At 66.7% G+C, this 22,097-nt stretch carries 25 protein-coding genes; 9 read left to right on the top strand and 16 right to left on the bottom strand.

The features are described from left to right. Positions 1 to 21: 21 nt before the first annotated feature. Complete coding sequence (locus EO139_RS15160) at positions 22 to 1,761, bottom strand: glycosyltransferase family 39 protein (protein WP_164739873.1); 1,740 nt, start codon at positions 1,759 to 1,761, stop codon at positions 22 to 24. 136 nt (positions 1,762 to 1,897) lie between these two features. On the opposite strand from EO139_RS15160, the gene EO139_RS15155 reads away from it, so the two are divergent. After that, on the top strand, positions 1,898 to 2,614 hold the full coding sequence (locus EO139_RS15155) for a response regulator transcription factor (RefSeq protein WP_104650291.1): 717 nt from the start codon (positions 1,898 to 1,900) through the stop codon (positions 2,612 to 2,614). Next, positions 2,607 to 3,890: a HAMP domain-containing sensor histidine kinase gene (locus EO139_RS15150; RefSeq protein ID WP_104582416.1), complete on the top strand. Its 1,284-nt coding sequence runs from the start codon at positions 2,607 to 2,609 to the stop codon at positions 3,888 to 3,890. Before EO139_RS15155 ends, EO139_RS15150 begins: the two co-directional genes overlap by 8 nt. Here the strand turns inward: EO139_RS15150 and EO139_RS15145 are convergent. The 6 genes from EO139_RS15145 to EO139_RS15120 all read right to left on the bottom strand — a co-directional run bounded on the left by EO139_RS15145 (position 3,887) and on the right by EO139_RS15120 (position 8,044). Further along, positions 3,887 to 4,702: a sugar phosphate isomerase/epimerase family protein gene (locus EO139_RS15145; protein WP_115676357.1), complete on the bottom strand. Its 816-nt coding sequence runs from the start codon at positions 4,700 to 4,702 to the stop codon at positions 3,887 to 3,889. The two genes, EO139_RS15150 and EO139_RS15145, sit on opposite strands and share 4 nt — an antisense overlap. Positions 4,703 to 5,030: 328 nt before the next feature. Beyond that, complete coding sequence (locus EO139_RS15140) at positions 5,031 to 5,528, bottom strand: hypothetical protein (RefSeq protein WP_104582419.1); 498 nt, start codon at positions 5,526 to 5,528, stop codon at positions 5,031 to 5,033. Positions 5,529 to 5,591: 63 nt separating this feature from the next. After that, positions 5,592 to 5,849: a cell division topological specificity factor MinE gene (minE, locus tag EO139_RS15135; protein ID WP_005994583.1), complete on the bottom strand. Its 258-nt coding sequence runs from the start codon at positions 5,847 to 5,849 to the stop codon at positions 5,592 to 5,594. A gap of 2 nt (positions 5,850 to 5,851) precedes the next feature. After that, positions 5,852 to 6,661, bottom strand: a complete 810-nt coding sequence (gene minD, locus EO139_RS15130; protein WP_046342008.1) for a septum site-determining protein MinD — start codon at positions 6,659 to 6,661, stop codon at positions 5,852 to 5,854. A 36-nt stretch (positions 6,662 to 6,697) separates the two neighbouring features. Beyond that, entirely contained in the window at positions 6,698 to 7,444 is a 747-nt protein-coding gene (gene minC / locus EO139_RS15125; protein WP_104582420.1) for a septum site-determining protein MinC, read from the bottom strand. A 3-nt stretch (positions 7,445 to 7,447) separates the two neighbouring features. Further along, positions 7,448 to 8,044, bottom strand: a complete 597-nt coding sequence (locus tag EO139_RS15120) for a GNAT family N-acetyltransferase (protein ID WP_104582421.1) — start codon at positions 8,042 to 8,044, stop codon at positions 7,448 to 7,450. Between the two features lie 224 nt (positions 8,045 to 8,268). On the opposite strand from EO139_RS15120, the gene EO139_RS15110 reads away from it, so the two are divergent. The 5 genes from EO139_RS15110 to EO139_RS15090 all read left to right on the top strand — a co-directional run bounded on the left by EO139_RS15110 (position 8,269) and on the right by EO139_RS15090 (position 12,806). Further along, positions 8,269 to 9,465: a sensor histidine kinase gene (locus EO139_RS15110; RefSeq protein WP_104582422.1), complete on the top strand. Its 1,197-nt coding sequence runs from the start codon at positions 8,269 to 8,271 to the stop codon at positions 9,463 to 9,465. Then, a complete protein-coding gene (locus tag EO139_RS15105; protein ID WP_005990002.1) occupies positions 9,465 to 10,106 on the top strand; it encodes a response regulator transcription factor in 642 nt (213 codons plus the stop codon). Before EO139_RS15110 ends, EO139_RS15105 begins: the two co-directional genes overlap by 1 nt. 373 nt (positions 10,107 to 10,479) lie before the next feature. Then, positions 10,480 to 11,661 carry an SRPBCC family protein gene (locus EO139_RS15100; RefSeq protein ID WP_126971301.1) on the top strand — a complete coding sequence of 394 codons (1,182 nt, stop codon included), beginning with the start codon at positions 10,480 to 10,482 and terminating at the stop codon, positions 11,659 to 11,661. A 96-nt stretch (positions 11,662 to 11,757) separates the two neighbouring features. Further along, on the top strand, positions 11,758 to 12,129 hold the full coding sequence (locus EO139_RS15095) for a DUF423 domain-containing protein (protein WP_104650282.1): 372 nt from the start codon (positions 11,758 to 11,760) through the stop codon (positions 12,127 to 12,129). Positions 12,130 to 12,131: 2 nt separating this feature from the next. After that, positions 12,132 to 12,806 carry a DNA-3-methyladenine glycosylase gene (locus EO139_RS15090; RefSeq protein ID WP_126971299.1) on the top strand — a complete coding sequence of 225 codons (675 nt, stop codon included), beginning with the start codon at positions 12,132 to 12,134 and terminating at the stop codon, positions 12,804 to 12,806. A 35-nt stretch (positions 12,807 to 12,841) separates the two neighbouring features. Here the strand turns inward: EO139_RS15090 and EO139_RS15085 are convergent, their stop codons facing one another. The 5 genes from EO139_RS15085 to EO139_RS15065 all read right to left on the bottom strand — a co-directional run bounded on the left by EO139_RS15085 (position 12,842) and on the right by EO139_RS15065 (position 15,772). Further along, complete coding sequence (locus tag EO139_RS15085; RefSeq protein ID WP_115676360.1) at positions 12,842 to 13,639, bottom strand: M15 family metallopeptidase; 798 nt, start codon at positions 13,637 to 13,639, stop codon at positions 12,842 to 12,844. A gap of 15 nt (positions 13,640 to 13,654) precedes the next feature. After that, a complete protein-coding gene (locus EO139_RS15080; protein WP_126971297.1) occupies positions 13,655 to 14,260 on the bottom strand; it encodes a PH domain-containing protein in 606 nt (201 codons plus the stop codon). Positions 14,261 to 14,444: 184 nt separating this feature from the next. Beyond that, positions 14,445 to 14,624, bottom strand: a complete 180-nt coding sequence (locus tag EO139_RS15075) for an Arc family DNA binding domain-containing protein (RefSeq protein WP_115676363.1) — start codon at positions 14,622 to 14,624, stop codon at positions 14,445 to 14,447. Further along, complete coding sequence (locus EO139_RS15070) at positions 14,621 to 14,905, bottom strand: hypothetical protein (protein ID WP_126971295.1); 285 nt, start codon at positions 14,903 to 14,905, stop codon at positions 14,621 to 14,623. Before EO139_RS15070 ends, EO139_RS15075 begins: the two co-directional genes overlap by 4 nt. Before the next feature lie 9 nt (positions 14,906 to 14,914). Next, entirely contained in the window at positions 14,915 to 15,772 is an 858-nt protein-coding gene (locus EO139_RS15065) for an SPFH domain-containing protein (protein ID WP_126971293.1), read from the bottom strand. 128 nt (positions 15,773 to 15,900) lie between these two features. On the opposite strand from EO139_RS15065, the gene purT reads away from it, so the two are divergent. Further along, positions 15,901 to 17,103: a formate-dependent phosphoribosylglycinamide formyltransferase gene (purT, locus tag EO139_RS15060; RefSeq protein ID WP_126971291.1), complete on the top strand. Its 1,203-nt coding sequence runs from the start codon at positions 15,901 to 15,903 to the stop codon at positions 17,101 to 17,103. Positions 17,104 to 17,203: 100 nt separating this feature from the next. Here purT and EO139_RS15055 read toward each other — a convergent pair whose 3' ends face one another. Together EO139_RS15055 and EO139_RS15050 are read right to left on the bottom strand one after the other, a co-directional pair. Then, entirely contained in the window at positions 17,204 to 18,433 is a 1,230-nt protein-coding gene (locus EO139_RS15055) for an endonuclease/exonuclease/phosphatase family protein (protein WP_241235970.1), read from the bottom strand. 52 nt (positions 18,434 to 18,485) lie between these two features. After that, entirely contained in the window at positions 18,486 to 19,400 is a 915-nt protein-coding gene (locus tag EO139_RS15050; protein WP_104582431.1) for an arginyltransferase, read from the bottom strand. A 40-nt stretch (positions 19,401 to 19,440) separates the two neighbouring features. On the opposite strand from EO139_RS15050, the gene EO139_RS15045 reads away from it, so the two are divergent. Beyond that, a complete protein-coding gene (locus tag EO139_RS15045) occupies positions 19,441 to 20,028 on the top strand; it encodes an EF-hand domain-containing protein (protein WP_104582432.1) in 588 nt (195 codons plus the stop codon). A 195-nt stretch (positions 20,029 to 20,223) separates the two neighbouring features. Here EO139_RS15045 and EO139_RS15040 read toward each other — a convergent pair whose 3' ends face one another. Both EO139_RS15040 and EO139_RS15035 read right to left on the bottom strand, forming a co-directional pair. Beyond that, a complete protein-coding gene (locus EO139_RS15040) occupies positions 20,224 to 21,417 on the bottom strand; it encodes a sigma-70 family RNA polymerase sigma factor (protein ID WP_104582433.1) in 1,194 nt (397 codons plus the stop codon). A gap of 120 nt (positions 21,418 to 21,537) precedes the next feature. Next, positions 21,538 to 22,050 (bottom strand): pathogenicity-like protein, encoded by a 513-nt coding sequence (locus tag EO139_RS15035; RefSeq protein ID WP_104582434.1) that lies wholly within the window; start codon positions 22,048 to 22,050, stop codon positions 21,538 to 21,540. Positions 22,051 to 22,097: the final 47 nt, after the last annotated feature.

Here is a 22,097-nt window from a genome sequence, read left to right as displayed (position 1 = left end):
CGTTAACACGCTATCCGGCGTTCAGTCTGTCTCGCTGTCGCCGGCACCAGGATCGGTATCGGTATCGGTATCGGCGGCAACGCAGCCGGCATGCCATGCCGTGCCCGGCACCAACTGCCATTGATTGCGATTGGATTCGCCAACATCGAAACGTTGCGCCGGATCGATGCAGGCCGGTACTGCCTGCTTGAGGACGAACAACCAACGACGCTCGGGGGCGTGTGCAAGCCAGGGGCCTGCCTTGGCCCATTGCTGCTGCCAGCTTGCCTTGAAGCCGAAGTCGGTCACCGCCCGGTCCGCCTGCAGCATGTTCTGTTCGCGCCAGGCCAGCATGCCCAGCTCGGCATCCGGGCCGATGTGCTGCCCCACGCGCTGCATCACCCGCGCAGCAGAGCTGTAGGGATCCAGTGCAGGCATCAAGCCCAGGCCGTAGACGATCCATAGCGCGGCGGTCACCGCCACCACCGCGGTGCCGGTGCGCTTGCCGCGCGACCACGCAAGTGCCGCCAGGCCGACCACGCCCAGGCCGATCAACCACACGCCGACCGACTGCAGCGAGGCCAACGCCATGCCACGCTTCAATGCAGTGTTTTCCGCCCAGTGCAGATGCAGTGCGATGCCGCTGCCCAATGCAAGAGCGGCCAGCGCAAGCAGCAGCAGGTAGCCGGTCAGCAACATGCGGACGCCACGCTTGCGCAGCAGCCCGGCCAGCAGCGGTGCGGCGGCGATGCACAGGGCCGGCAGCATCGGAAAGATGTAGACCTCGCGCTTGCCCGGGCTGGCACTGAAAAACACCAGCACCAGCAGGCTCCAGGCAAGCAGCAACAGATAGCGCGGGTCGCCGCGCCGCAGCCGTCGCCACCACGCCGGCAGCAACCATGGCAACACCAGGCAGCCCGGCAACCACAGCGTGGCGATCACCTGCAGGTAGTACCAGGCCGGTTTGAGGTGATGCCAGGCGTGCGCGTAGCGGGTGCCGGTCTGCTTGAACAACAACTCGTGCGCGTAGGCGTGCAGCGCCGGCTCGTTGCTCTGCCACAACGCGATGCCGAGCGGACCAAGCCAAACCGCAGTGCCGGCCAGAAACGCCGGCAGCACCAGCAACCAGCTGCGCCCAGCTTGTGCGCGTGCCGGCAGCACGCTCCAGTGCCTGCGCGGCAGCGCCATCCACGGCAGCAACAGCAGCAATGGCAGAAAGCCCACGCCCTTGGTCACCGTACCCACGCCGGCTGCGAACACCCCCAGCATCCATGCGCGCCAGTCCGGCCCGCGTAGCAGATGCCGCAGCATCCCCCACAACGACAGCGTGGTCAGCGCCACCAGCACCATGTCGATCTGCGCACGCTTGGCCATCAGGCCGAACTGCAGCACCGCAAACAACCCCAGCACCGCATGACGCGCCACGCGCCTGTTCCATAGACGCCGTGCGATGTCCCAGGTCAGCCACAAGGTGGCGAGCGCAGCCAGCAGCGAAGGCAGCAGGAAGGCGACGGTCCAGTGCGGCACCAGCTCGTAGCTGGCCGCCTGCAACCACATGAACACCGGCGGCTTTTCGGCATACAGGTCGCGGCCGCGATGCGGCAGCAACCACTGGCCGGTCTCGACCATGCTGCGTGCGGCCAGCACAAAGCGCGGCTCATCCGGTGGGTTGGGCTGGCGCAGGCCCAGGCCTGCCAGCAGGCTGACGATGATCAGCACCACGGCGGCAAGCAGTGCGCGCTGGCGGGAAGTGGCGGCGGAGATGGCAGGCGACACGCGCACGCCCCGAGCGGTGGGGCGCCACACTATCCGGCTGGCAGGTCGGAATTTTGTCGGAACCCTCCAGAGCGGCCGTGTTCGGCCAGGCTCGGTTAGGATGCGCACATCGTCCCTGCCGGGCCGCCCTGGAAACGCGCTCATGCGGCTGCTGGTCATCGAAGACAACCGCAACATGGTTGCCAACCTGTTCGACTATTTCGAAGCGCGCGGGCACACCCTGGACGCCGCGCCCGATGGCGTCACCGGCCTGCACCTGGCCACCACCCAGCACTACGATGTGCTGGTGCTGGACTGGATGATGCCGCGCATGGACGGCCCGGAAGTACTGCGCCGCCTGCGCGAGCAGCACCAGTCCGAATTGCCGGTGATCATGCTCACCGCCCGCGACGAGTTGCCCGACAAGATCGCCGGCTTCCGCGCCGGTGCCGACGACTACCTGACCAAGCCGTTCGCGCTGCCGGAACTGGAGGTTCGCATCGAGGCCCTGCTGGCGCGTGCGCATGGGCGCCGACGCGGCAAGTTGCTGCAGGTGGCCGATCTGCGCCTGGACCTGTCCACCCTGGAAGCCACCCGCGCCGGCCAGGTGCTGCACCTGTATCCGGCCTGCCGCAAGTTGCTGGAAGTGCTGATGCAGGCCAGCCCCGCCGCCGTCACCCGGCAGCGTCTTGAGCAATCGCTCTGGGGCGACGATCCGCCCGATGGCGACATGCTGCGCTCGCATATTTACGAGTTGCGCCGCAGCGTGGATGGCCCATTCGCGCAGAAACTGATCCATACGCTGCCGCGGCTGGGCTATCGCCTGGCGCCATTGGAAGGCGCCGGCGATCAGTCCACGGGCGAGTGCAGCGATGCTTAGGCAGCGCCCGTTGGGCCGTCGCGTGCTGGTGTGGTTGTTCGGCTACACGCTGCTGATGGTGCTGGCGGTGTTCGGCACCGCGCAGTATCTGCACGAGCGCGCGGAACACGGCGTGTGGCGCTCGTTGTTGAATTCGGAACTGGACAGCATCCTGGACCGCAGTGCGCAGAATCCGGATTACCGCTGGCAGGACTCGGACACCCTGCGGTTGTATCGCGTCGACGGCAGCGCGACGGTGCCGCCGGTCCTGCGCACGCTGCATCCCGGCCTGCACGACGAGCTGGAGATCGCCGGCCGCCAGAGCGCGGTGATGGTGCGCGACACCCCGCATGCCGGGCGCCTGGCGCTGGTGCTGGATATCACCGACTTCGAAGCGCTGGAGCAGTTCATCACCCGCTGGATGCTGGCCGCCGGTGTCGCGTTGATCGGCATCACCTTGTTGATGGGCACGTATGCGATGGCGCGGCTGGTGCGCCCGCTGGTGGAGCTGGCGCGCGACATCGGTGCGCTGCGTCCGGAGCGGCGTGCACAACGCATTGCTGTTGGCCCGCAGGGCAGCGCCGAGCTGTACGTGATTGCCGATGCGCTCAACGATTATCTCGATCGCAACGGCCAGTTCGTCGAACGCGAACGCGCCTTCATCGACAGTGCCAGCCACGAGTTGCGCACCCCGCTGGCGGTGATCGGCAACGCTGCCGAACTGGCACTGGAACAACCCGGCACCCCGTCGGCGGTGCGTCATCAACTGGAGCGCATCGCGCAGACCAGCGCCGCGGTAGAGCAGTTGATCACCTTGTTGCTGGTGCTGGCCAAGGACCCCGGCCGGCTGACGCGCAGCAGCGATACGCTGCGCCTGGATCTGTTGCTGCCGGAGATCGTCGCCGACCACGCGCATCTGCTCGCCGACAAGGATCTGCAGGTCGTCACCGACCCGCTTCCGCCATGCAGCCTCACCGCACCGGTGGCGATCGTGCAGACCTCCATCGGCAATCTGTTGCGCAACGCGATCGAAAACAGCGACCGCGGCATCATCCGCGTTTCGCTATCGGCACCAGGGGTAGTGCGCATTGCCGACCCGGGCCACGGCATGACGCCGGAGGAGATCAGCGCGATTTACGCGCGCCTGGCGCGCGACAACGCACGCCAGGGCAACGGCATCGGGCTGGAGCTGATCGGACGGCTCTGCGAGCATCTGGGCTGGCATCTGCACCTGGATTCCAGCGCGGGGCAGGGCACGGTGGTGACGCTGGATCTTAGCGGCGCGCAGCGCAACTAATCGCCGGCACGCTCAAGGCAGCTGCGCAGTGCGGCCATCGCCGCCGCCGCGGTGGCCGGAGCAGCGGCAGCCTTGCGGACATCGTTGAAGACCTCGATGCCGATCGGCCCTGTGTAGCCCATGCCGGCCAGGCGCCGCAACAGCGCCGACAGCGGAAAGCAGCCTTCGCCCGGCAGCAGCCGCGCATGCCGCGCCACCGCGGCCAGCGCACCTGGCGCCACCGGCTGCGCCACATCGCATAACTGCACATTGGCGATGCGCGTGGCCGGGATGGCGTCCAGGTCGTCCAGCCCACGGCCTGGCGCGAACAGGTGGTAGGCATCCACCACCAGATCGATGTTGTCCGCGCCGCTGGCACGCACGCTTGCCCACGCGGCAGGCAGGGTGTGATTGACCGTGCTCCACGCCATCGGTTCGTAGGCGATGCGCAGGCCGTGCTCCGCCGCGGCACGGCCCAGCCAGCGCAGATCCTCGACGATCCGTGCAGGCACGACGTCGGTACGCGTGTTGGCCGGTGCCTGCACCACACCCGCGCCCAACGCGGCGGCGGTTTCCAGCATCTGCAGCGCGTGCGCGCGGCAACGGTCGCGTTGCGCGTCAGCGGCACCGTCCACATCGCGCAGCACCTGGTAGTCGGTCAGTCCAAGCCCGAGCTGGTGGAGGGCGCCGCGCACCTGCGCTGGCGATCGCGCCAACTGCTGCAGGTCCTGTTCCCACAATTCGATCGCATCGAAGCCGGCCGCCTGCGCGGCCGACAATTTATCGGCTGCGGTGCCGCCCAGCAGCACCGTGTTGAGAAACAGGCTATGCATGCGCTGCAGCCTACGCGGCGTGGCGTTGAGGAGATGTCTGCGCCGTCGTGATGCTGCGCGGCGTGACCTGCAGTCCTACGAAACGCCGCGCCTGGCGATGCGCGCGACCTGCACGGAGACGGCAGCCGGCATGTTTTACACGCGAGCATTCGGCATGGTCTATGCGGATGCTGACGACCCCGTCGTCTGCAGCCTGCTTGTGCCACGCAGTGAAGTGGCACTGCAGTGCGTGGCCACTGGCTCGATTCGGGGGCTGCATGCTGGCAGCCTGTGCATGCCGGCCTGCAGGTACGCCACGGCCTGACGATCAGGTAGCGGCGATCCGGCGTTATTGCGGCAACAGGTTGCGCGCGAGCAGCCAGCTGCGCGCATTGTCCGCGTCCTGCTCGAACCAGGCGCGTGTGGATCCGAGCCGGTAGGTGTAGCCCCAGGTGTCCATGTCGGCCATCAGGCGCGCGCTGCCGACGCCCGGCAATTGCTCGGCCAGCAGGATCTGCAGGTAACAGGTGGCGTCTTCTTCATCCACCGAATCGGTCGCGTCGGTATGCACGGCCGCGCGTTTGTCGGCCGGCAGGACGATCAGGTGCCCGGCCTCGTGCAATAGCGAATGCACCGGCGTGTCGTCGCGCACATAGACATCGCAGCCGATGATGCCGGCCTCCGGTTCGCCCCAGAAACTGCCAGGGATCGGCGCGCCGGCGTCCACCCGATGCAGGCGCAAACCATAACCTGAGAGCAGGGCAGTGGGTGCATCCAGGCCGATATCGCCCACGCACAACACGCTGGCTGGCTCGGCGCTGGAGGAAGAATCGATGGTCACACGCAAAGGCTCGCGGTCGGTTCGGGCCGTCACCGCAGCACCGTGCAGGCACGGTGCTGCAGGTATCGCTTACTTGTCGCCGTCTTCGGGCAAGGCGACGGAAATATCGAGCACGTCATGCTCGCCATCCTTGACCAGGTCCACCCGCACCGCATCGGCGTCGATGTTGACGTACTTCTTGATCACTTCCAGCAATTCACGCTGCAGCAGCGGCAGGTAGTCCGGACCGCCGCGGTGGTTGCGCTCCTGCGCAATGATGATCTGCAGGCGGTTCTTGGCCGTCTCGGCGGTGTTCTTCTTGCTCTTGAGAAAATCGAGCAGGCCCATGCTTACCCTCCGAACAGCTTGCTGAAGAAGCCTTTCTTCTCCACGGATGTGAATCGCATCGGGCGCTCTTCGCCCATGATGCGGGCGACCGCGTCGTCGTAGGCCTGGCCGGCCGGGGACTCGGCATCCAGGATCACCGGCTCGCCCTTGTTGGAGGCATTGAGCACGTCGCCGGATTCGGGGATCACGCCGATGGCCTTCAGGCCGAGCACTTCTTCCACGTCGGTGATGCTGAGCATCTCGCCGCCTTCCACGCGGCCCGGGCTATAGCGGGTCAGCAGCAGGAAGGCCGGCACGGTCTGGCCTTGCTCGGCCTTGCGGGTCTTGGAATCGAGCAGGCCGATGATGCGGTCCGAGTCGCGGACCGAGGAGACTTCCGGATTGACCACCACCACCGCGCGGTCGGCGAAGTACATCGCCAGGAATGCGCCTTTCTCGATACCGGCCGGCGAATCGCAGACGATGTAGTCGAAGCCGTCGGCGGCCAGGTCCTTGAGCACCTTCTCCACGCCTTCCTGGGTCAGCGCGTCCTTGTCGCGGGTCTGCGAGGCAGCCAGCACGTACAGGTTGTCGAAGCGCTTGTCCTTGATCAGCGACTGCTTGAGCGTGGCTTCGCCATGCACGACGTTGACGAAGTCGTACACCACGCGCCGCTCGCAGCCCATGATCAGGTCCAGGTTGCGCAGACCGACGTCGAAGTCGATGACGGCGACCTTCTTGCCGCGCCGTGCCAGCCCGCAGGCCAGGCTCGCGCTGGTGGTGGTCTTGCCGACGCCGCCCTTGCCGGAGGTGACTACGATGATTTCAGCCAAAGGATTTCTCCGAAATATTTCTGTGGTTGGGCTGCGTCAATCCAGCGCAGCGATCTTGATCTGATCCTGCTCCAGCCAGACCTGGACGGCCTTGCCACGCAGGTCCATGGGAACATCGTCCAGCACCTTGTAGTGGCCAGCGATGGCAACCAGTTCGGCGTGGAAGTCGCGGCAGAAGATGCGCGCTTCAGGGTTGCCCTGGGCGCCGGCCAACGCGCGGCCACGCAGGGTACCGTAGATATGGATGCTGCCGTCGGCGATGACCTCCGCTCCGGCACCGACCGTACTGAGGACAGTCAGGTCGCAGTTCTCCGCATACAGCTGCTGGCCCGAGCGCACCGCGTTGCGTTGCATGCGTCCAGGTGCCGGCCGCGCGGCAGGCGCTGCGGGTTCGGCACGCGGCGGGGGAGGCGGAGGCGGCGGCGGGCTCACCGCGGTCGGCTCGTATTGCGCCCGGAACTTGGCCAGCAGCGGCACGCCGAGCTGCTGCGAGAGCAGGTCGATCTCGCTGGTGCCGTAGGCCAGTGCCACCGGCAATACGCCGGCATCGCGCAGACCGTCCAGCAGCGCCTTGGCCGTGTCCAGATCCGGCAACTGCGACAGCCCGCCGAAATCCAGGATCACCGCCGCGCGTCCGAACAACTTCGGCGCGCGGGTCACGCGTTCGCGCATCTCGCGCACCAGGCGCGGGACGTCCAGCGTGCGCACGCGCAGGTTGGCGATGCCCACCTGGCCGATCTTCAGTTCGCCGGCCTGTTCGAAATCCACATTCACGCTTGCCACGCCTCAGCTCCCCGTCGACGGGTTGTCGGTGGCGGCATGCCGCGGCCGGCCGACCCACGGCAGATGGTCCGGCAACTTGCCGGCATAGGTCTCCTTGACCCACGGATAGCTGCACATGTCTTTCATCAGCATGCTAGCGCGCACCTCGACATCGGCCATGGTGTTCTGGCCGACCTCGCGAAAGCCAAAGCTGCCATGGAACAGCAACGCCGCATCGGCGCCATGGTCCAGGAACACTTCGCAGGCCAGTTGCGGGTAGCGCAGCTCGGTGTAGCTCTGCACATCGGCATAGAACGCACGCCCGACACCGCCGCCGCGACGGCGGCTGGCGACCACGATGCGGTCGATATAGAAGAATTCCGGGTGACGGTCCCGGAACCAGGCGAAATTGCTGCTGTCATGCGCACTGCCGCTGCCGAACCCGACCAGGAACCCGGCCAGGTTGCCGTCGCGCTCGGCGACGCGGAAATATTCGGCCTGCTCGTAGAAACGTTGCAGCTTGGTTGAATCCAGCGGCAGGATTGCCAGTCCGGCATTGTTGTTCAGGGCCAGGACGGAATCGAGCTCGTGCTCGCGCACGTCGCGGATAACGATCGACATTGGGACTCCGTGGGGTAACGCTCTCGACCCGAAATCGGATCTGCGTCGGATTATTGCATGCGGGGCCTGAAGCGGCGACCCGCCGTGTGCCGGCCCTGTGCGTACGAGGCGGCCGCACCACGCCGACGCCGGGAGGTCTTGCTGCCGGGACCGTCCGTCCGTGCAAGCACATGCATGACTTCCGGCAAGAGGGCAGCCGCCCGGCGAGCGCCTAAGATGCCTGCATGTTGGGATACCTCAGTCATACGCGCGTCCTGCGCTTCGCCGGCCTGTTCACCTGGGCGATGATCGCCATGCCGTTGGTGTACACCTACTGGCCGGCCGCCGAGGAGGGCGACCACCGCAGCGTGGCCGAGGGCCTGCTGATGTCGGCGTTCTTCGTCGGTTTCGGCGCCAGCTACTTCTGGCTGACCCGCGGCCTGAGCAGCGGCGGCCACGCCCATTGGTACGACCGGCTGATCCTGCTGCTGCTGACCATCTTCGCGCTGGCGGTGAGCTATCTGAGCGGAACCGGGCTGGGCAGCATCCTGATGATGGTGGCGGCCGGGGTGATCCCCTGGTTGCTGCCGCTGCGCATCGGCGTGGCCTGGCTGGTACTCAGCCAGCTGGCGGTGCTGCCGGTGTTCTATTACCTGCGCCCGGACTTCACCCTGTTCGCCGCGCTGATGCAGTCGTTGCTGTACGGCGGCTTCTCGATGTTCATTTTCGTGACCAGCCTGGTCGCGCGCCAGCAGACCGATGCCCGCGAAGAACAGCGCCGGCTCAATGCCGAATTGCGCGCCACCCGCGCGCTGCTGGCCGAAAGCGCCCGCGTCAACGAGCGCACCCGCATCTCGCGCGAACTGCACGACCTGCTCGGCCACCACCTCACCGCGCTGAGCCTGAACCTGGAAGTGGCCGGCCACATCACCGACGGCCAGGCCCAGGAGCATGTGCGCCAGGCGCATACGCTGGCCAAGCTGCTGCTCACCGATGTGCGCGAAGCGGTCAGCCAGCTGCGCGACAGCGGCGCGATCGACCTGGAAGCGGCCCTGCGCCCGCTGGTGACCCAGGTGCCCTCGCTGGACATCCATCTGGACATCGCCCAGCCGCTGACCCTGGACGACCCCGAGCGCGCGCATGTGCTGCTGCGCTGTACCCAGGAAATCATCACCAATGCGGTGCGCCACGCCGGTGCGCGCAACCTGTGGATCCAGGTGCGCCGGGACGGAGACAGCGTGCTGATCGACGCGCGCGACGACGGCCACGGCGCCGAGACGGTGGCGCCCGGTAACGGGCTGCGCGGCATGCGCGAACGGCTGAACCAGTATGGTGGCCAGTTGGAGATCCAGACCCGGCGGGGTGACGGCTTCGGCCTGCGCATCTCCGTTCCAGGCGCGCCGGCACTGATGCCTGCGGCCGTTACTCAAGGAGTGTTTTGATGATCCGTGTGTGCCTGGTCGACGACCAAACCCTGGTACGCCAGGGCATCCGCTCGCTGCTGGCGCTGGACAACGGCATCGAAGTGGTGGCCGAGGCCTCCGACGGCAAGCAGGCGGTGGAGCAGATCCCGCAGATCCAGCCCGACGTGGTGCTGATGGACATGCGCATGCCGGTGATGTCCGGCCTGGAAGCGCTGCAGATGCTCTCGCGCAACGGCACGCTGCCGCCGACCATCATTCTGACCACCTTCGACGACGACCAGCTGGTGCTGGCCGGACTCAAGGCCGGCGCCAAGGGCTATTTGCTCAAGGACGTCTCGCTGGAGCAGCTGGTCGGCGCGATCCGCACCGTGGCCGACGGCGGCTCGCTGGTGCAGCCGGCGGTGACCCAGCGCCTGCTGTCGGGCCTGGAGCACATGCGCAACGAGTTCGTCAGCCTGGACCGGCCCGATCCGCTGACCGACCGCGAGACCGAGATCCTGCGGCTGATGGCCAGCGGCTTTTCCAACAAGGAGATCGCCAACTCGCTGGGCGTGGCCGAGGGCACCATCAAGAACCACGTCTCCAACATCCTGTCCAAGCTCGGCGTGCGTGACCGCACCCGCGCGGTGTTGAAGGCCTTCGAACTGCAATTGGTCTGATCGGCAGCGCAGGTGGCGCTGCTTCCGGCATGCGGCGGTGCGTGCGCTCCGCCGCGCGTGCGCCAGGGGTCGCGGCGGGGTGGTCTGGTCGTTTCCGGACCGGATACAGCGCGCTGCCGGAGGCCGAAAACGGCGCCGACAGCCAGCGCATCACACACAGGCATCGCGCGATGTGCATGATAGCTGCGCGCAATCTGCCCAAACCCTTGTGCAGGTTGGGGTTGCGCAGTCATGGACCGCGCGGTTGCGCGGTGGATGACACCGCAAGACCGCGCTACCCGTCGCACAACTGAACATCTTTCTCGAAGCCTGCTAGGATGGCGGCTTCGCTTCACTCAACCCGGCCGTGGGATCGGCCCCGGAGACCTCCTGAATGACCCGTATTATCGAGTTCCTGATCGCCTTGGGGATCGTGGCTGGCTTGTTTGTCGTGGTGGGCTTGGTGTTGCCCTCGGAGCGGCAGATGTCCGAGAGTGTTGAGACCAACCGCAGGATGACGATTGTTTACGACACCGTGAACAGCTTCCGTCGTTTCAAGGATTGGAACCCGCTTGTGCTGCGTGACCCGAAGATCCAGCTGAAGCTGGTCGGCCCGGAAGAGGGCAAGGGTGCACGCGTCGAATACAGCTCCACCGAAGGCTACATCGGCGACGGCAGCTGGGAGATCACCAACAGCGTCAAGAACGAGCGTGTTGAGATTTCGATCGACGATCCCACCAAGGGCTACGACAAAGTCACCAACTTCACCCTTGCGCCGACTGGCAAGAACAACAAGAACGTCAAGATCACCCAGGACTACAGCGTCAAGTACGGCTGGAACCTGTTTGGTCGTTATGCCGGCTTGTATGTCAGCCGCCACGTGGGCGACGACCTGAAGCTGGGTCTGTCGCGTCTGGCGACCGCACTGGCCACCGTGCCGAATTTCGACTACCGCGCCCAGCTCGACGGCAAGCCGGTGTTGAGCGATCTCAAGATCGTCGATGTGCCGGCCGAGGACCTGTTGGTCGTCAACGCAGGCAACATCGATCGTGACAACGAGACGATCAAGAAGTCGATCAAGGACAACCAGGAGTGGATCAAGCGCGTGATGGACGCCAACGGCCTCGAGGCTGCTGGTCCGGTCCGTATCGTGACCACCGACTTTGCCTCCGACAAGTACGCCTTCGACGTGGTGCAGCCGGTCCGCAAGCGTGCCGGTGGCGCGCCGAAGACCGACCCCAAGGCCGACACCGCCAAGGCTGATGCCAAGAAGGATGACGCTGCGGCTGCCGCACCTGTGGATGCAACGCCGGTTGCTGCCGCGGGCGAGGAGTTGAAGGTCAATATCCCGTCGGAAGCACCGGTCAAGTACGAGCGCACCAAGGCACACCGTTCCGCGTTTGCGACCTATGCAGGCCACATGGCCGGCCTGGATGCAGTGCGTAGTTCCCTGCGTGCCTGGGCTGCCACCAACGGCAACGACGTGACCGAGCGTCCGTACGAGTCGTGGAAGGGCGGCGTGGACAAGTCGTTTACGCAGGACGGTACCTACGACGTCTACTGGGCCATCAAGTAATCGTTTCGCCACGATGACCTGATCCAGACCAAAACGCGCCGCAGTCCTGCGGCGCGTTTTTTTTTTGCGCCACGGCGCTGCAATGGAACCGCCTTCATGTCCCTGCTCGAACGTCGCAAGAAACATCCTTCGCTGCTGGCGTGTTGCGGCGCCTTGCTGGCCGCCATCGCGGTGGGCCTGTCGGCCTATGCCTCGCATGGCGTGACCGATGCGCTGGTGCAATCGCGGCTGCAACTGGCAGCGCTGTATGCCTTCGGCCACGGCGCCGTGCTGACGGTGCTCGGCGCCACCGAGACGCGTGCGCTTGGCCGGATCGGCCTGTATCTGCTTTTGCTCGGCACGCTGCTGTTTGCCGGCAGCCTGGCCGGCGGCGCGGTGTTGCACTGGCCGACCAGCCTGGCGCCGGTTGGCGGGGTCAGCCTGATGCTGGGCTGGGTGGTGCTGGCGATCGGCGCGTTGAGGCGCTGAGCATGCCGCGCCACGCCCGCGGATTCGATGTGGAGGCCGCATTCGCGCACCTGACCCGGCGCGATCGCGCGCTGGGTGCATGGATGAAGCGCATCGGCCCGATTGCCGCGCAGCCGGGTTGGCGCAAGCCGTTCGACCCGGTGGATGCGTTGGCGCGCGCAATCCTGTTTCAGCAGCTCAGCGGCAAGGCCGCATCGACGATCGTGGCACGGGTGGAAGTGGCCATCGGTGCGGCGCGCCTGCATGCAGACACGCTTGGTCGCATCGACGATGCGGCACTGCGTGCATGCGGTGTCTCCGGCAACAAGTCGCTGGCCTTGCGCGATCTGGCGCGCCGTGAGCGCGATGGCGAGATTCCTTCCCTGCGCAAGCTCGCCTTCATGGACGAGGAAGCGATTGTCCAGGCCCTGGTGCCGGTGCGTGGCATCGGCCGCTGGACGGTGGAAATGATGCTGATGTTCCGGCTGGGTCGCCCGGACCTGCTGCCCGTCGACGACCTTGGCGTGCGCAAGGGCGCCCAGCGCGTGGACAGGCAGGAGCAGATGCCGACGCCAAAGGAACTGGCCATCCGCGGCGAACGCTGGGGCCCGTACCGCAGCTATGCCGCGTTCTATCTGTGGAAGATCGCCGACTTCAGCGTGGCCGCCAAGGTGCCCACACCGCGCTCGCAGGAGTGATCGCGCACGGGACCTGGGCGCGACCGTCGCACGCATCAGCCTGCATGCCAGCGCCAATGCCACGGCTCGTAGACGATGCCGTGCAGGTTGTTGCGTGGGTAGCTCAAGCGATAGCCAAAACGCGGCGCGTGGCTGCTCAGCCAGGCAAACGCAGCCGTGGCCTCAAACGATTCTTCTGCCGGCGGTTCGCCCGGGGTGCCGATATCCAGTGCGTCGCCACTGTGGTGTTCGCTGAAACCGGGGGCGGCATTGACTGCCAGGATCTGTTCAAGTGTGAGCCCGCGCCCGAACTTGCGCTCGAAGATGCCCAGTTGATAATCGTGGCTGCGGTAGCCGGAGATGGCATCCAGCACGATGTCCGCGTGCAATGCGGCGGCGCGCATGAAGCGCCACGCACGCGCGGCGCCGGCGCTGAGCCATAGCGGCCGATCGAAGCGATCGTGCCCGGCAAAGTGCAAGGTCGCCGGCTCGGCGGTCAGCTGCAGGCCGGTTCGCTGCACATAGTCGTCTGCGTCCAGCCCGAGTTGGGTCAGGCGGCTCTGTAAGCCGTCGATGGCCAGCACTGCGCCCCGTGCCTGTCGTGCGCGCGCAGCGGTGGCTTGCAGCCGGTCCAGCGCGTCGTCCAGACCCGGCTCGCGTGCCAGCCGCGGGATCAACGGCATCATGCCCTGCGGCAGATGCGCGGCCAGATAGCGTCCGTCACGCTTGCGCCGCAGCACCCAATCGGCCTGTGCCAGCAGGCGCGCATCCGCGTTGCTACGCGCGCGCAGCAGGTTTGCCGGCCACAGTTCGATGGCGGTGGTATTGAGCAGCAGGGTCTGGGGCGGGTGCATCGCAACAGGGTAGGGCTAAGCGTGGCGTACGGCCAGCTGGCGCAAATCCTCGAGCAACTGGTGTGGCTGCTCAAGACTGAGGACCACCAGGCCGTTGTCGCGCAACGGCAGAATCAGCACCCGCCTGGACTGGGTCAGCAGATAAAAGCCTCTGGCTGCGGATTTGCTGCGGTAATGCCCCGATTTGAATCCAGGATAACCAAAGCCGAGCAACTGCAGGCCCGGTTTGAACGCGGTGTGTTCGGCCAGGTCGACAATGCGTGCGCTGTCCAGGCGGAGCGCGTGTAGTGGCACACGCTTGGTAAAGAAGGTCGAGCGGACGATCAGGCGGTTGTCGTCCAGCTGGACGCTGCGTCGCGCGTGCGCAACCGTGCACGCCACCGCCACTGTCAGCAGGATGCCCAAATGCCCTATCAGCGTACCGGGTCCGTCATGACTGCTTGCATGCGCGGTAGCGATGAGGCCGGCAGCGACCGACAGCGGTAGCCACAGCCAGATTGCCAGGCTCCAGCGCGTCGCCGGAGCCGCAGCATAGTCGCGTCGGCGCGGCTGCGGGTGTTGCCCGGCACGCGCTTTGGGCGCTGTGGCAGTGCTTTGGGATGAGCCGGATCGCTTCGCCATCTCAGAGCGTCTTCTTCAACGCCAGCGACATTAGCGACGTCGTGCTCGGGGTTCGGTGCCTGGTGAGCTTGGTCAGTTTCCCACCACAGCGACCTCGCGCAATCGATGCGTCCCGGCTGTCATCGCGCCTGATGTTATCGGCGAGTGTGTGTCGGCACGAGAAGCGGAGAATCCAGCTGCGTGTTCATGTCGGCGGTTCCTTGTCATCGCGCGGCTTTGGCAGGCGCCCGGCCTTGCGCAGGGCATCGCGCAGCAGGTATTCGATCTGCGCGTTGAGGCTGCGCAGTTCGTCGTCGGCCCAGCGCTGCGCGGCGGCCAGTACATCGGCGTTGATGCGCAGCGGATAGGCCTTCTTCTCGCTCATTCGCGCTCCCGGCGGTCGCTGTGGCGGCGCAGGTGCATGACCATCGAGACGATCAACACGTTCACGCCGACCAGCATGCCGATCACCACCGCGTAGATGCCGGCGCGGTTGTCGCCGGCCCAGTACAGGCAGGCGGCGCCGACCAGGATGACCAGGCTGATCAAGGCCCAGCGCAGCCCCAGGCCGCGCGCACGCTCGTCGTCGTCCGCACCGATGGAGGCGGCGATTGCCAGTGCAGGCAAGCCGGACAGCGCGACGACCAACGGCACCATGACATTCATTGCATCACCTCAATACAGCGAGCCGGCGTTGACCACCGGTTGGGTCCCACGATCAGAACACAGCACGGTGAGCAGGTTGCTGACCATGTGCGCCTTGCGCTCTTCGTCCAGCTGCACCACGCCGTTTTTCTGCAGCTCGGACAAGGCCATTTCCACCATGCCCACTGCACCGGCGACGATGCGCGTGCGTGCGGCGATCACCGCATTGGCCTGCTGACGCTGCAACATGGCCTGGGCGATTTCCGGCGCGTAGGCGAGGTGGCTGATGCGCGCCTCGATCACGTCCACGCCGGCCTGGGTGAGGCGTTCGTCCAGATGGCGCTTGAGCTGCTCGCTGATCTCGGCCGGATGGCTACGCAGCGAGATCTGATCGTCTTCGTGCTGGTCGTAGGGATAGCTGGTGGCCATCGCGCGCAGCGCCGCTTCGGACTGGATATGCACGAAGCTCTCGTAGTCGTCGACGTTGTAGACCGCCTCGGAGGCATCCAGCACCTGCCACACGATCACCGCGGCGATCTCGATCGGGCTGCCGTCCAGTTCGTTGACCTTGAGCCGGCCGCTTTCGAAGTTGCGTACGCGCTGGCTGACCCGGCGCTTGGCGTAGAAGGGGCTGTTCCAGCGCAGGCCCGCATCCTTGACCGTTCCGACGTACTTGCCGAACAGGCTCAACACCGCCGCCTGGTTCGGTTCCAGGGTGTACAGGCCGGCCAGGAAGAAGATGCCAGCCGCCCCGACCACACCGGTGGTGATCAGTGCTGCAGGCTTGGCGTCGCCGGTGAGCAGCATCCAGACAGCGGCGGCGAATGCCGCAGAGGCGACGAGAACAACGGGGATGCCCGGCAGTGAGCTGATCGGCTTCTCTTTCATGAGGGCGGTGTCCTTGGGAAGTGCAAAAAAGATATCAAAGTGATATCAGTCGATGCAAGGCCTTCGATCGTCGGTCGTGATGGCGGCCCGTTAGAATGGCGGCCCCCCATCCGATCTGGACCGCGCTCATGACTACCCTCGGCACGCCGTTGTCGCCTTCCGCCACCCGCGTGTTGCTGCTGGGCTCGGGCGAGCTGGGCAAGGAAGTGGCGATCGAATTGCAGCGCTTCGGGGTGGAAGTGATCGCCGCCGATCGCTACGCCAACGCGCCGGCGATGCAGGTTGCGCACCGCTCGCATGTGCTGGACATGCTCGATCCGCAGGCGCTGCGCGCACTGATCGCCCAGGAGCAACCGCACCTGATCGTGCCGGAGATCGAGGCGATCCATACCGAAACGCTGGTCGCGCTGGAACGCGAGCAGGGCCAGCGGGTCATCCCGACCGCGCGCGCCGCACGGCTGACCATGGACCGCGAAGGCATCCGTCGCCTGGCCGCCGAGACGCTGGGCCTGCCGACCTCGCCGTATCGCTTTGTCGACACGGCCGCCGAGTACCGCGAGGCGATCGCCGCGGTCGGCCTGCCGTGCGTGGTCAAGCCGGTGATGTCGTCCTCGGGCAAGGGCCAGAGCACCGTGCGCAGCGAAGCGGACATCGATGCGGCCTGGGAGTACGCGCAGACCGGCGGACGCGCCGGTGCCGGCCGCTGCATCGTCGAGGGCTTCATCGACTTCGATTACGAGATCACCCTGCTGACCGTGCGGCATGCCGGCGGCACGGCGTTCTGCGACCCGATCGGGCATTGGCAGAAGGATGGCGACTACCGCGAAAGCTGGCAGCCGCAGCCGATGTCAGCGGCCGCCCTGCAACGCGCGCAGCAGATCGCGCAAGCCATCACCGACGACCTGGGCGGCCTGGGCCTGTTCGGCGTGGAGTTGTTCGTCAAGGGCGACGAGGTCTGGTTCAGCGAAGTCTCGCCGCGCCCGCACGACACCGGCCTGGTCACGCTGGTGTCGCAGGACCTGAGCGAGTTCGCACTGCATGCCCGTGCGATTCTCGGCCTGCCGGTCGGTGCGCAGAACGGTGGCGTGATCCGTCAGAGCGGCCCGTCGGCCTCGTGCGCGCTGCTTGCCCATGGCCATGGCGTCCCGGTGTTCGACAATGTCGCGCAGGCCCTGCGCGACCCGGACGCCGCGTTGCGTCTGTTCGGCAAACCGCGCGTGGACGGCCACCGCCGCGTCGGCGTCACCCTGGCACGCGCGGACAGCATCGACGCCGCGCGCGCGAAGGCGCGTACGGCCGCCGAGGCATTACAGGTTCAACTGGACGCCTGAGTGCGGTGATCGGCATGGCGCGATTGCGGCGACAAGCTGCATTCGCGTCACGCCACAAGCAACAGCCCAACGCTTCGAATCCCCAATCCCCAATCCCGAATCACGGCTCCCCAGCCACATCCACCCACACCGCATGATGATCGCTGCCGTCGGCAATGGCCGCTTCGGGCGCGGTGCTGGCGGGCCAGAAGATGCCGCTGCCGATCAAGCTGAACTGGCGCGAAGGCAGCACGTAGTCCAGGCGCATCGTGCCCGCCTGCGGCCCGAAGTCGCCGGTGACCTGGTGCGCATCGCCCTTGTGCGCGATGCCTTGCGCGGCGTACTCGGCGGTCTTTTCCGGGCCGCCCGCACTGTGCGGCGCGGGGTACTGCAGCACCCGCGGGTGCGTGACCAACGCGCGGATCGCATCGTGCCGGCCGGCACCATCGACCGGGTCGTTATTGAGGTCGCCGAGAATGACGAAGCGCGCATCGGCGGGCAGCCCACCGCAGCGGCCCTGGTCGTCGCACAGCCAGCCGGCGTCCTTGGGATTGTCCAGGTACTCGCGCCATAGCCGCAGTTCGTCATGGTTGCGTGCGACGTTGCGCTTTTCGGCGCCATCGAACACCGGCGGGGTGGGGTGCGAGACCAACGCATGCACCACACCGAGCGGCGTGCGCACCGGCACGTCCCAATGCGACTTGGACGACAGCCGCAGCTGCGCCCAGATCGCATCGCGATAGAACGATCGTTTGCTGGATGGGTCGGTCGGCCGCAGCGCGCCCGGCAGTGCGCTCCATTTCAACAACTGGAAACTGCGCACCGCCTGCGCATCGATCGGGTAGCGCGACAGCACCAGCATGCCGTACTGGCCGGGGTGCAGTCCGTAGCCCCAGGCATCGTTGCCGCGGGTGCGGCCGTCGCCACCGATGCTGCCGTTGTTGTCCAGATCCAGGCCGCTCGGCACGCCGGTGTTGACCGGGGCCAGATAGCGGTACGGATAGCGCAGCGCCTCGCCGCCGCCCGGCTGGGCAACCTGCAGATAGCGCTGCTGGAACAGGTCGGCGGCGCGGTGCTCGGGGTCGAAATCGAACTCGTTGAGCAGCACCAGATCCGGGCGCACCCGCTGCAGCACTGCGGCGATCTTGCGCGCATGTGCGCTGTCGCCTTGCAGCTCGCGCACCAGGCCGCCGGCCTGGTCGGAATACAGCGAGGTGTTGTAGGTGGCGATGCGCAGCCGGGCCGGCGCGGAGGCGGCAGTTGCCTTGGCGCCTGTATCCGGAGAGGTCGCCTGGTGTGCGCAGGCGGCGCACAGCGCAGTCAGCGCAAGCAGGAAAAGAGGTTTGATCATCGCGACATTCTCGCATGTGCAAGACGACAGGCCGATGTCGTCCCGGCGTGGTTCAACCTTCCGGTGCAGCGGCAGGAAGCCCGCGCCATTGGCGGCCGTCGTAGGCCTCCAGCGCGCTGAAGCGGCGCTTGTAGTTCATCTTGGCATGGCCGTCGATCCAGTAGCCCAGATACACATGCGCGCGGCGCTCGCGTTGCGCCCACTGGATCTGCTGCAGGATCGCGAATGTGCCCAGGCTGCGCGCAGTGGCATCCGGTGCGTAGAACGTATACACCGCCGACAACGCATGCTCGGTGACATCGGTGACCGCAACGGCGAGCAGTCGCCCCGGCGCGTGCGCCACTGCGGGTTCGCGAATTTCCAGGAAGCGTCCATGCGACCAGCCGCCGATCAGGAACTGGTCGAATTCGGTGGCGCCATGTTCGTCCATGCCGCCGCCGGGATGGCGGTGCTGGAGGTACTGCCGGTACAACGCGAGTTGTTCGTCCGTGCGTTCGGCGGCAACCACGCGCACCACCAGGTCCGTGTTGCGCGCCAGGCAGCGGCGCTGGCTGCGATCGGGGCGGAACGCATCCACCGCGATGCGCACCGGCACGCAGGCGCGGCAATGTTCGCAATGCGGCCGGTAGACCAGATCGCCGGAGCGACGGAATCCCCATGCCAGGGCCTGCGGATAGATCGCGCCCAGCCGCGGATCGTGCGGATCCAGCACCAGGTCGCGTGCGCGGCGGTCGGGCCAGTAGCCACAGGCATGCTCGCCCGTCTGGAACAGGCGCAGGTCGTCATGGGTGTCGGCGTGGATGGCCATGGCGTCAGGATAGCGCCTGCGCGTCGCAACAGCGGCGACTGTCCGCCGGATGAATACGCCTGGTCGCCGCGTCAACGCGCGCGCCGATGGCTCGTTGATGTGGGTGTTGGTGGCAGCGCACGGTGGATCCGGATGCGCCACCCACGCGATGCGGCCCATGCAGGTGCCGCGTGTGGTTCCCACATCCCAGGAGTTTCCCATGACGTCTCGCAAACCGTTTCTCGCACTGGCCGTGCTGGCTGCCCTGTCCACCGGCGCGGTATTCGCCGCCCCGCCTGCCGCTGGCGATGCGCCGCGTCCTGCCAAACTCGACAAGAACGGCGATGGCGTGATCGATCGCAGCGAGGCCGCTGCCGATCCCAAGCTGGCCGCACAGTTCGACACCCTGGACACCAACAAGGACGGCAAGCTGTCGCGCGACGAGCGCCCGCATCACCGCGGCCCGGGACGTAGTGGACGTGGTGAATGGATGAGCAAGCTCGATACCAACAAGGACGGCCGCATCAGCCGCGAGGAAGCCAAGGCCGAGCCCAAGTTCGCTGCGCGTTTCGATGAGATGGACGTCAACAAGGACGGCTTTGTCGATCGCGCCGACCGTGATCTGCGCATGCAGCAGCATCGCGACGCGTGGTTTGCCAAGGCCGACACCGACAAGGACGGCAAGCTGAGCAAGGCCGAGTTCGATGCCGCATCCAAGCAGCGTGGCGAGCATGGCCCGCGCGGTCCCGGCGAGCATGGCGAGCACGGCAAGCGTCCGATGCCGGCCAAGCCTGCTGCGGGCAACTGAGTTCCTCCCGTCGCGGCAGCGTTATCCGGTCGCAGTGCTGCGACCGGGGCAGTCCCCGCATCCTCTGCAGCATGTAAACCGCACTACGCAACAAGGCGCCGATCGACCGACGGCCTCCTGCGCAAGCAGGGGGCCGTTTTTTGTTGATTGGACATGTTCGCCGTTGCTGCCTGCGGCGGTGACGTCACGTCGGGATCAGGGCATCCCCAGCTTCATGTAGTGCCGCAGGATGGGCAGCATGACTGCCGCGGTGCTCACCAGCGTCGCACCCGGGCTGAACATGCAGCGATACAGCAGCGGTGCCTGCGTGCTGCCGCGTCGTTGCGCATCGCGTTCCAGCATGGGGCGCATGACGCGGGGCAGCACCTGGATGGATTGATAGTTGAGCACCGCCATGCCTGCGCAGAGCATCAGCAGCGACGCCCACGCGCCCGCATCCAGATGTTTCAACAGCAGCGTGCCGCCCACCACCAGCACCGATGTCAGCGTGGTGGCGTGCAGGAAACGACGAATCGCGGCGGCCTCGGCGGCGGTCTGCGCAAAGCGCAGCAGATACCAGCACGACCAGTACGTGCCGACTCCAGCAACCAGCACGGCGCCAGCGGCGAACAGCGCCGGCATGCCGAGCCAGAGGCTCAGCGCACCGGCAGCGCCGCCCCCACCCAGTGCCGAGCCGGTCAGCCCACTCATGCCTAACTTGCCCGCGCCACCCATGCCCGTCAGCACGATGGCCGCGCTCGCCGTCCCAGGCGCGGCCAGCAGGGTTGCCGAGGTCACCGCAGTGGCAAAGGCCACGCTGGGCGCGCTGCCACGCGCGAACTCGCCGAACCGGCGCAACAGCTCGCCGCGCACGCTGGCCCGCGCCCGCGACAGGCGCTTGCGCACGGCCGCGTCGCTGAGGCCGAGCAGTGCGGCGACCTGCCGTGAACTCTGGCCTTCGCGGTAGTACAGCAGCAGCGTCTCGCGGCTTTCCTCGGGCAATGCCGAAATGATGTCGAGCGCGGCGATTTCTTCTTCCACCTGCAGCAGATGGTCGGCGGGCGAGGGGGCCGGGTCGGCGGCCATCGCAATCGCAAGGTCTGCCGCTTCACCGCTGAGTGCACGATGCCGGTTGGCGCGCAGCCAGTCGCGCGCCAGGTTGCGGGTGATCTGCCGCAGCCAGGGCAGGAAGCTGGCCGGCTGATGCAATTGTGCAAGTCGCTGCCAGGCGCGCAGGAAGGCTTCCTGTGCGATGTCTTCGCTGGCGGCGATATCGCGGGTGATCGCCAGCGCGATGGCGGTCACCGTGTTCTGGCAGGCGCGCACGATGCGGCCATACGCCTGCTGGCAGCCGGCGGCAGCGACCGGCAATTCGTGTTGCAGCATCAGCTCCAGCGTGTCGGTGTGCATCGGCGTGATCCATGTCCTGGTTCCAGCATGACGCATGCGAGCGCCGGATGTGACCGGGGGATGGTGGTGGCGCGCCGACCGCAGCGACGGGTGGCCGCGTTGCACCCTGGCTGATCGCGCTCAGCGCGCCGGCTGGATCCGCACGCGCACTTCTTGGTCCTCTGCGGCTGGCGGCGCCGTGGTGCCGGCAGGCGCCTGCCGCGCTGCCGGCTGTGCCGCCGGCCCGACTGCATCGGGCGCATTGCGATGGCGCAGCACCACGAACATGGCGACCGCGCCGATCACCAGCAGCAGTACCAGCCGGATGCGCCAGGCCCAGCTGCGCGCGTTGGTGCTGGAGCCGTTTTCGCCGTCGCGGAAGGTGTATTCCACATTCGGCAGATCGCGGCGGGTGGTGTCGAGCAGGCGTGCGTCGCGCAGCAGGTCGCGTGCGCGCGGCTGGTCGTCGGCGTGCACGATCCACACCGTGGGGTAGGCCTGCGCGTTGCCCTGTTCGAGGTAGCTGAACTGGCCGCTGCGTTTGCTCTCGTAGGAGCGGCCGTTGCTCATGCGCACGTCGATGCCGGCGTTGCGCAGGAGATCGGCCACGCCTTCGGCGGTTTCGATACGTTGACTGCTGAAGATCTTGCGCATGCTTAAGGGGTGCCGGCGATTGCCGAACACAGCGCATGGCGAGGGCG

The sequence above is a fragment of the Xanthomonas sp. BRIP62411 genome (assembly GCF_003993525.1).
GTDB classification, from domain to species: Bacteria; Pseudomonadota; Gammaproteobacteria; order Xanthomonadales; family Xanthomonadaceae; genus Xanthomonas; species Xanthomonas euroxanthea.
The sequence above is the reverse complement of the archived record's forward strand: the minus strand, read 5'-3'. Positions and strand labels throughout refer to the sequence as shown.